Raw genomic sequence first — 1,947 nt, forward strand, 5'->3', positions numbered from 1 at the left:
CATCGAGCGAGCTGGGCGCTGCCGGTCTAACGACGGCTCAGGTCTGCTGCCCGCTTGAGGGTACGTTCCCACCGATGCCTTAATACCGCGCCCACGCGAAAGGAAAGCGCGTCCCCATTCCGTCAGTTTGAACCTGAGGGGGCCGAGTGAGCGGGCTTAAAATAGCTATCTTTGCAGTCCATCACCAGGGGATGCGTGCATTTCGGTTGCACTGCTACCTGGAACTGGCTTCAACCAGGCAGTATTCCCCCCTATGAGTAAAGGCATCATTGGCTATAGCATCGACAGCATTGGCTACTACCTGAGCCGGGCGCAAAAGCAGCGCGTCGTCGTCTTGTTTGCCCTGTTGCTGCTCTCCTCCTTTCTGGACGTGCTGGGCCTGGCCTCGCTGGTGCCCATCATGATTGTGGCCGGCGAGCCGGGCGGCATTCATAAGAACAAATACTTCGAGCGGCTCTTCACCTGGCTGCCGTTCGAGTCAGACAAGAGCTTCCTGCTGTTTCTGATCCTGGGCATATTTGTTTTTTTTCTGCTTAAAAACGTTTTTTCCGTCTGGATCAACAGCGTGCAGGCCAAGTTTACGGCCGAAATCGGGCTGCAGGTGGTGGCCAGCCAGCTCGATAAATATTTGCGCTTTCCCTACTGGCATTTCAACGACTACGGCTCGGCCAATCTGGTCAACAGCTCGCTGCAGGTGCCCAGCACGTACGTGAACATGATCATCCGGCCGCTGTTCGTGTTTTTTTCGGAGCTGGCCATGGTGGCCGTTATCGTGGTCGGCATTGTGCTCTATCAGCCCCTGCTGCTGCTAGTGCTGGCTCTGGTGCTGGTGCCCACCACCTACGGCATGTACTACGTGCTGCGGACCCGCTCGCAGTACATTGGCCAGCGCATCAACGAGTTGAGCCCGATTTCCATGACCACGGTGACGGATCTGTTTACGGGCTTTGTGGAGTTGAAGCTGGCCGACAAGCAGCCGCGCTTTCGGGACCAGCTGTTAGCGAATCAGCGCGAGATTCGCCGGCTTGACGCCGAGTCGTACATGTATTCGCTGATTCCCATCCGCGTGATTGAGCTGGTGGCAGTGCTCGGGGTGGTGACGATCTTTCTGTACTCGCTGTTTTTGGCGGCCAACTCGGCCAGTATCGTAACGCTGGTTGGTCTGTTTGCCGCGGCCGCCTACCGGCTGATGCCTTCCGTGAACCGGATGCTGATGGCGATGGTGCAGATGAAGCAGACGCGCTATTCGATTGAAAACCTGCAGGCCTTCCGCACGCCCGAGTACGACGAGCAGATTCCCGAGCAGCAGTTGCCGCTGGCCTTTGAGCAGTCCCTGACGCTGGAGCACGTCTCGTTTGCCTTTCCCAAGGAAGAGCGGCGAGTGCTGGAGGATATTAGCCTAACAATTAGCAAGGGGGAGAAAATCGGTTTTATCGGTAGTTCGGGCTCGGGCAAGACGACGCTGATGAACGTGCTGCTGCGCTTTTACACGGAGCAACAGGGCCGCATCTTGGTGGATGGGGAGCCGCTGACGGGGCAGCACCTGAAGGCCTGGCACAGCATCATCGGCTACGTGAAGCAGGACACATTTCTGATGCAGGCCTCCATCAAGGACAATATCACGTTGGGCGATGCCCAGGTCGATGAGCAGCGGCTGCGCTATTCGATTGAGCAGGCCTCGCTGCTGGAGTTCATCGACAGCTTGCCCTTGGGCCTTGACACGCTCGTCGGGGAGCGGGGCTCCAAGCTTTCGGGCGGGCAGCGGCAGCGCATCGGTATTGCCCGGGCCCTGTACAAGCGCACCCAGATTCTGATGCTCGACGAGGCGACCAGCGCGCTGGACAACGAAACGGAGCGCGAGGTCAACGAAGCCATCAACAAGCTGGCCCAAACCGACATCACGATTCTGATCATCGCCCACCGCATCACCACGCTGCGCGAGTGTGA

1 protein-coding gene is annotated in these 1,947 nt (G+C 58.2%); it reads left to right on the forward strand.

The features are described from left to right. Positions 1–253: 253 nt before the first annotated feature. Positions 254–1,947 (forward strand): ABC transporter ATP-binding protein (locus tag ABD833_RS19025; RefSeq protein WP_345075178.1); only part of this gene is annotated, 1,694 nt, incomplete at its 3' end.

The organism is Hymenobacter fastidiosus (assembly GCF_039539565.1).
GTDB classification, from domain to species: domain Bacteria; phylum Bacteroidota; class Bacteroidia; order Cytophagales; family Hymenobacteraceae; genus Hymenobacter; species Hymenobacter fastidiosus.